Source organism: Terrabacter sp. P5_B1, from assembly GCF_056400505.1.
The window spans coordinates 1-6592 of record NZ_JBFULD010000241.1 but is presented as its reverse complement, the minus strand read 5'-3'; the positions used below and the strand labels follow the sequence as shown (position 1 = coordinate 6592).

The window sequence follows — 6592 nt, the reverse complement described above, 5'->3', positions numbered from 1 at the left end:
CGGTAGCCGTGCCCGTCGGCGCCGGAGTGGCCGGCGTCGTGGCCGCCCGCAGCGCGTCGGGGACGACGCCGTTCTGCGCGGTCGGGGACGTCGAGGGGGTCGCGGTGCCGCTCGCCTTGGGCGTCCCGGTCGCTGCGCCTGTCGCCGTGCCCGACGGCGTCGCCGTGCCGTCGGGCGTGCCGCCCGGCTTGACCTGGGTCGCGTTGCTGTCGAGGGCCTGGACGTAGACGGCCCGGAAGCGCAGCTGCGAGGGCTTCTTCAGCGCGTCGAGCTGCTCGGCCGTCGGCTGCCCGGGGATCGCGACGACGATGCTGCGACCACCCTGGGTCGTGATCTCCGCCTCGGAGACCCCGTTGGCGTCGATGCGTTGGCGGATGATGTCGACGGCCCGGTTGACCTGGCCCTCGCTGATCGTCTCGGTGCCGGTGAGCTGGGGCTGGAGCACGAGCTCCGTGCCGCCCTCGAGGTCGAGGCCGAGGCGGGGGGTCATCGACCCGCCGCCCCACTTCGTCAGGCCGGCGGCGAGGCCGCCGAGGGCGAGGATGACGACGACGAGCGCCAGGAGGCTCCGTCTCGCCGACTTCTTGGTGGAGCTGCGTGCCACGAAAGCCTCACTGACCGTTCTGCTGGGAGCCCGGGCCCGCGCCCGGTGCGTCGTCGCCCGGTGTGGCCGGCGTGGCCGCCGTGTCGGACTGCTTCATCGCGATGGCGCGCCGGTCCACCCGGATGATGGTGCCCTCGGCGATCTCGAGCCAGGCGGTGCTGTCGTCGAGATGCGTGACGATGCCGTAGATGCCCGACGACGTGACGACCCGGTCGCCGACGTCGAGCGACGAGCTGAAGTTGCGCATCTGCTTCATCCGCTTGTTCTGGGTGAAGAACAGCCAGCCCAGCAGCAGCAGGGGCAGGGCGAAAATCAGCAACGAGAAGGTCCCGTTGTTGTTCATGTCAGCTCAGTCCTTCGTGTCATCGTCCGGGCGTTGCACGCGCGCGTCACGACCCGTGCGTCGGGTCGGATGTCGCGTCAACGACCGGGGGCACCGGATGGTGCCGCGGCAGCGGCGATGGTGCCCGCAGGAGTCTACGTGCGCCGGTGCAGTTTGTCAGACCGGATCGGGTCGGCGCGGCGCGGGCGGGTGTCACGTTTTGGTCGCATTCGGAGGGGTCCCGCCAGCGCGCGACATCAGCCCTCGAAACGCGCGCCTCCGGCCTCGTCGATCGGCAGCGTGGCGGTCCAGAGCGCCTGCGAGTCACGCGGTGGGGTGAGCCCGAGGTGCTCCCACGCGAGGCTCGACGCCGCTCGTCCGCGCGGGGTGCGCACCATGAAGCCCTCCCGGACCAGGTAGGGCTCGGCGACGGTCTCGACGGTGTCGGGTTCCTCGCCCACGGCGACGGCCAGGGTCGAGAGCCCGACCGGRCCGCCGTTGAAGCGCCGACAGAGGGCCTCCAGGACGGCGCGGTCGAGGCGGTCGAGGCCGCGCTCGTCGACGTCGAACAGCTCGAGCGCCTGTCGGGCCGCCGAGTGCGTGACGCGGTCCTCGCCGTGCACCTGCGCCCAGTCGCGGACGCGGCGCAGCAGGCGGTTGGCGATGCGCGGCGTGCCCCGCGAGCGCAGCGCGATCTCGCGGATGCCGTCCTCGTCCGCGTCGAGCCCGAGCAGCCGGGCCGAGCGGTGCAGGATGGTCACGAGGTCGGCGGCGGCGTAGTAGTCCAGGTGCCCGGTGAAGCCGAACCGGTCCCGCAACGGCGCGGGCAGCAGCCCGGCTCGCGTCGTCGCGCCGACCACGGTGAACGGCGGCAGCTCGAGAGGGATCGCCGTGGCGCCGGGCCCCTTGCCGATGATGACGTCGACGCGGAAGTCCTCCATGGCGAGGTAGAGCATCTCCTCCGCCGAGCGCGACATCCGGTGGATCTCGTCGAGGAAGAGGACCTCCCCCTCCGCGAGTGACGAGAGCACCGACGCGAGGTCGCCGGCGTGCTGGATCGCGGGCCCCGAGGTGATCCGGATGGGCTGTTCGAGCTCGCCGGCGACGATCATCGCGAGGGTGGTCTTGCCGAGCCCGGGCGGACCGGAGAGCAGGACGTGGTCAGGTGGGGTGCCGCGCCGCTTCGCGGCCTTGAGGACGAGTCCCAGCTGGTCGCGGACGCGAGTCTGTCCGGGGAAGTCGTCGAGGCGCTTGGGGCGCAGCGCCGCCTCGACCTGACGCTCGTCGGTGTCACCCACGGCGTCGACGATGCGCGCGGTCGCGTCGAACGACCCGTCGTCCCAGACTTCGGGGTCAGCACCGGTGTCGAGCCCCCACGCGCCGTCCGATCGGTCGGGGCTCATCGGCCGAGCTCCTGCAGGGCGGCGCGCAGCAGCGCAGAGACGCCGGCTCCCTCGGCTGCTAGCGGCGCGACCTTGTCGAGGGCGTCGTCGGCCTGACGCGCGGTCCAGCCGAGACCGACGAGGGCCTCACGCACCTGCTCGCGCCACGCCTCGCCGCTGTCGAGGTGGACGGGCTCGGCCTGGCCGGCCGAGCCGGGCAGGGCGCCGAGCTTGTCCTTGAGCTCGAGGACCATGCGCTCCGCGCCCTTCTTGCCGATGCCCGGCACCTTGGTCAGCGCGACGAGGTCACCCGTGCCGAGAGCCACGCGGACGGCATCCGGAGAGTGGACGGCGAGCACGGCGAGCGCGAGGCGCGGGCCGACGCCGGACACCGTCTGGACGGTCTCGAAGACGTGCTTCTCGTCGTCGGTGGCGAAGCCGTAGAGGGTCAGCGAGTCCTCGCGCACGACGAGGCTGGTGGCGAGCTCGGTGGGCTGGCCCAGCCGGACGGAGGTGGCGGTCGCGGGCGTCGTGTGCACGAGCATGCCCACCCCGCCGACGCCGACCACGACGGAGTCGAGGCCGACCTTGAGGACGGTGCCGGAGAGCGAGGCGATCATCGGGGCTGGGCTCCAGGGTGGGGTCGGGTGGCGCGAGTGGGCTGGTTGGACGCGGCGCGCAGCCGCTGCGCCGGTGGCGCCGCTCCCGGCGGGACCCGACGGGGTATGCCGCTCCCCAGGTTGCCGGTGCGCGCGAGCACCTCGAGCCGTGCCTCCTCGAGACGGCTCTGGGTGCCACCGCGCCACACGTGGCAGATGGCCAGGGCGAGGGCGTCGGCGGCGTCGGCGGGCTTGGGCGGGGTGTCGAGACCGAGGAGGCGGGTCACCATCGTGGTCACCTGCGCCTTGTCTGCCCGGCCGCTGCCGCTGACCGCCGCCTTGACCTCGGTCGGCGTGTGCAGCGTTACCGGCAGGCCGAGCCGCTCGGCGATGATCATGACGATCCCCGTCACCTGGGCGGTGCCCATGACGGTGGACACGTTGGTGTCGGCGAAGACGCGCTCGATGGCCACGGCCTCGGGACGGTGCCGGGCGAACCACTGCCGCATCTCGTCCTCCACCGCGACGAGGCGCCTCGGCGTGGGGTCGGCGGATGGCGTCCGGATGACGCCGACCTCGACGAGGGAGAGCTTGCGGCCCGGCACGCCGTCGACGACGCCGACGCCGCACCGCGTGAGCCCGGGGTCGACCGCGAGGACGCGCACGGCATACCTCCAGGTCTGTGTGGGCAGGCGATGGGACGGTGGATGATCCGAACAGGTGTTCGGGACAACGCTAACCGCCCTCCCCCGAAAGCACGGGAGGCACGCCGGTCCCGGCGTGCCTCCCGTGCTGCGCTTGATGCCTGCTGATGTCGGCTCAGTCCTCGTCGTCGTCGAGCTGGGCGAGGACGTCGTCGGGGATGTCGCCGTTGGCGAAGACGTTCTGCACGTCGTCGCTGTCCTCGAGGGCCTCGATGACCCGGATCATCTTCTTCGCGCCGTCGAGGTCGAGCGGCACCTGGAGGTTGGGCACGAACGAGGCCTCAGCCGACTCGTAGTCGATGCCGGCGTCCTGGATCGCCTTGCGGACGGCGACGAAGTCGGTGGCCTCGGAGATGATCTCCCACGTGTCGCCGTTGTCGTTGACCTCCTCGGCGCCCGCCTCGAGCACGACCTCGAGGATGTCGTCCTCGGAGCCGGCGTCCTTGAGGACGGTCACGACGCCCTTGCGGTTGAAGACGTAGGACACCGAGCCCGGGTCGGCCAGCTGGCCGCCGTTGCGAGTCAGCGCGGTGCGCACCTCGGCAGCGGCGCGGTTGCGGTTGTCGGTGAGGCACTCGATGAGCACGGCGACACCGTTGGGCGCATAGCCCTCGTACATGATCGTCTGCCAGTCGGCCGCGCCCGCCTCGGCGCCCGACGCGCGCTTGACGGCACGGTCGATGTTGTCGTTGGGCACCGACGTCTTCTTCGCCTTCTGGATGGCGTCGTAGAGCGTCGGGTTGCCGGCGGGGTCAGCGCCGCCCTGACGGGCCGCGACCTCGATGTTCTTGATGAGCTTGGCGAAGAGCTTGCCGCGCTTGGCGTCCTTGGCCGCCTTCTGGTGCTTCGTGGTGGCCCATTTGGAGTGGCCGCTCATGCAGTGTCCTCGCGTTCCGGTGACTGGCGTGCGCCCGACTGCTGGAGTCGGTGCTCTCTGACGATCGAGACGAACTCGGCGTGGATCCGGAGGTCGGCGGCCACCTCCGGGTGGAAGGAGGTGGCCATCAGGTTGCCCTGCCGGACGGCGACGATCCTACCGGCGGCCGCGCCCTCGCTCACGCGGGCGAGGACTTCGACGGCGGGTCCTGCCTCCTCCACCCAGGGGGCTCGGATGAAGACGGCATGGACGGTGCCGGTGTCGGACGGGTCGCTCCAGGCGTAGTCGAGGTCCTGCTCGAACGAGTCGACCTGACGGCCGAACGCGTTGCGGCGCACGGTGATGTCGAGGCCACCGAGGGTCTGCTGGTCGGGCCGGGCGTCAGTGATGCGGTCGGCGAGCATGATCATGCCGGCGCACGAGCCGTAGGTGGGCATGCCGTCGGCGATCCGGCGAAGGAGCGGCTCGCGCAGCTCGAACGCACGGACGAGCTTGTCCATCACGGTCGACTCGCCGCCGGGGATCACGAGACCGTCGATCCCCTCGACCTCGGCCGGACGCCGGACCAGCACGGCCTCGGCTCCGAGCGCGGTGAGGGCCGCCACGTGCTCACGGACGTCGCCCTGAACGGCGAGGACGCCGATGCGCGGCGCCGTGGCCGTGCCGGTCGTCGCGCTGGAGGTCGCGCTGGGGGTCGCGCTGGGGGTCGCGCTGGTGATGCTCACCGGGTCAGCGTAGAGCGCGTGTGCCGGTGGCCGTGCCACGGGTCGGCGTGCGGGAAGCGTCTCGGATCCGAGACCTCTCCGGGGCCTGCCCTGACATCGGCTCGTCACCACCGGATACGTTGCGGCCATGACGACGGTGACCGCTCCTCCGGACCTGACCGCCCGCGCGACGGCGGCCGACGCGAACTCGCCCCTGCGCGGCACGCGCGACCTCTTCACGCTGCCTGACGACGTGATCTACCTCGACGGCAACTCCCTCGGAGCGCTGCCGAGCGCCGTGCCTGCCGTCGTCGACGACGTCATGCGCCGGCAGTGGGGCGAGCGACTCATCCGGTCGTGGAACGAGGCCGACTGGTGGGGCGCCCAGACCCGGGTCGGCGACCGCGTCGGTCGTCTCGTCGGGGCGGCGCCGGGGCAGGTCGTCGTGACGGACTCGACCTCGGTCAACCTCTTCAAGGCCGTCATCGGGGCCGGCCGGCTGCGACCCGGCCGCCGCGTGGTGCTGACCGACCCGGACTCGTTCCCGACCGACCTCTACATGACCGAGTCGGCCGCCGCGCTGGCCGGGCTCGAGGTGCGGCGGCTGCACCCTCGTGACGCCGTGGACGCCATCACCGAGGTCGGTGACGCCCTCGCCCTCGCCTCCTACTCGAGCGTCGACTACCGGACCGGCGAGCTCTGGGACCTGCGCGCGATCACGGACGCAGCGCACGCCGTCGGCGCGCTCGCGTGCTGGGACCTGTGCCACTCCGCCGGGGTCATCGAGGTGGACCTCGATGCCGGGGGCGCCGACCTCGCTGTCGGCTGCGGCTACAAGTACCTCAACGGCGGTCCGGGCGCGCCCGCCTTCCTCTACGTGGCGACCCGGCACCAGGACGACTTCGACCAGCCGCTCACCGGATGGCAGGGACACGCCCACCCGTTCGAGATGCGGCCCGACTACGAGCCGGCACCCGGCATCACCCGAGCCCGCGTCGGCACCCCGCCCCTGCTCTCGGTGCTCGCCCTCGAGGCTGCGCTGACGGCATACGACGGGCTCTCCCCCGCTGACGTCCGGGCCGCCTCGCTCTCGGTGACCGGGACCTTCATCGAGGCGCTCGACGGGCTCGGCGTGGAGCTGCCGCTGGCGACCCCGCGCGAGCCGGAGCGGCGCGGGTCGCAGGTGTCGCTGCGTCACCCGCAGGCCTTCGCCGTCGTCCAGGCGCTCATCGCGCGCGGCGTCATCGGCGACTTCCGCGAGCCCGACATCATCCGGCTCGGTTTCGCGCCGCTCTACGTCACGCACGTCGACGCGGTGCGCGCGGCCGTCCACGTCGCGCAGGTGCTCGAGGGGCGCGAGTTCGAGCGTCCCGAGTTCGCCGAGCGGGGCGCCGTCACCT

General features: G+C 72.2%; 7 protein-coding genes and 1 pseudogene. 1 reads left to right on the top strand and 7 read right to left on the bottom strand.

Annotated features, from left to right (window positions below; translation table 11 throughout):
- The 7 genes and pseudogenes from AC1DP0_RS15925 to pdxT form a co-directional block, all read right to left on the bottom strand.
- Positions 1-604 (bottom strand): annotated as a pseudogene (locus AC1DP0_RS15925) (protein translocase subunit SecD); the annotation flags it as partial.
- Between the two features lie 7 nt (positions 605-611).
- Entirely contained in the window at positions 612-947 is a 336-nt protein-coding gene (gene yajC / locus AC1DP0_RS15920; RefSeq protein WP_478085945.1) for a preprotein translocase subunit YajC, read from the bottom strand.
- Between the two features lie 236 nt (positions 948-1183).
- Entirely contained in the window at positions 1184-2329 is a 1146-nt protein-coding gene (gene ruvB, locus AC1DP0_RS15915; RefSeq protein ID WP_478085943.1) for a Holliday junction branch migration DNA helicase RuvB, read from the bottom strand.
- Entirely contained in the window at positions 2326-2928 is a 603-nt protein-coding gene (gene ruvA / locus AC1DP0_RS15910; RefSeq protein WP_478085941.1) for a Holliday junction branch migration protein RuvA, read from the bottom strand. Before ruvA ends, ruvB begins: the two co-directional genes overlap by 4 nt.
- Entirely contained in the window at positions 2925-3572 is a 648-nt protein-coding gene (ruvC, locus tag AC1DP0_RS15905) for a crossover junction endodeoxyribonuclease RuvC (protein ID WP_478085939.1), read from the bottom strand. Before ruvC ends, ruvA begins: the two co-directional genes overlap by 4 nt.
- Before the next feature lie 154 nt (positions 3573-3726).
- Positions 3727-4488, bottom strand: coding sequence for a YebC/PmpR family DNA-binding transcriptional regulator (locus tag AC1DP0_RS15900; RefSeq protein ID WP_435985936.1), 762 nt, complete (start codon positions 4486-4488; stop codon positions 3727-3729).
- On the bottom strand, positions 4485-5132 hold the full coding sequence (gene pdxT, locus AC1DP0_RS15895) for a pyridoxal 5'-phosphate synthase glutaminase subunit PdxT (RefSeq protein WP_478085947.1): 648 nt from the start codon (positions 5130-5132) through the stop codon (positions 4485-4487). Before pdxT ends, AC1DP0_RS15900 begins: the two co-directional genes overlap by 4 nt.
- Before the next feature lie 208 nt (positions 5133-5340).
- Between pdxT and kynU the strand changes: the two genes are divergently transcribed.
- A partial coding sequence (gene kynU, locus AC1DP0_RS15890; RefSeq protein ID WP_478085937.1) for a kynureninase occupies positions 5341-6592 on the top strand: 1252 nt, incomplete at its 3' end.

Bases quoted from the DNA above. Each gene is read 5' to 3' on its own strand.
- yajC (WP_478085945.1), bottom strand. From the start codon at position 947: ATGAACAACAACGGGACCTTCTCGTTGCTGATTTTCGCCCTGCCCCTG.
- AC1DP0_RS15900 (WP_435985936.1), bottom strand. From the start codon at position 4,488: ATGAGCGGCCACTCCAAATGGGCCACCACGAAGCACCAGAAGGCGGCC.
- ruvA (WP_478085941.1), bottom strand. From the start codon at position 2,928: ATGATCGCCTCGCTCTCCGGCACCGTCCTCAAGGTCGGCCTCGACTCC.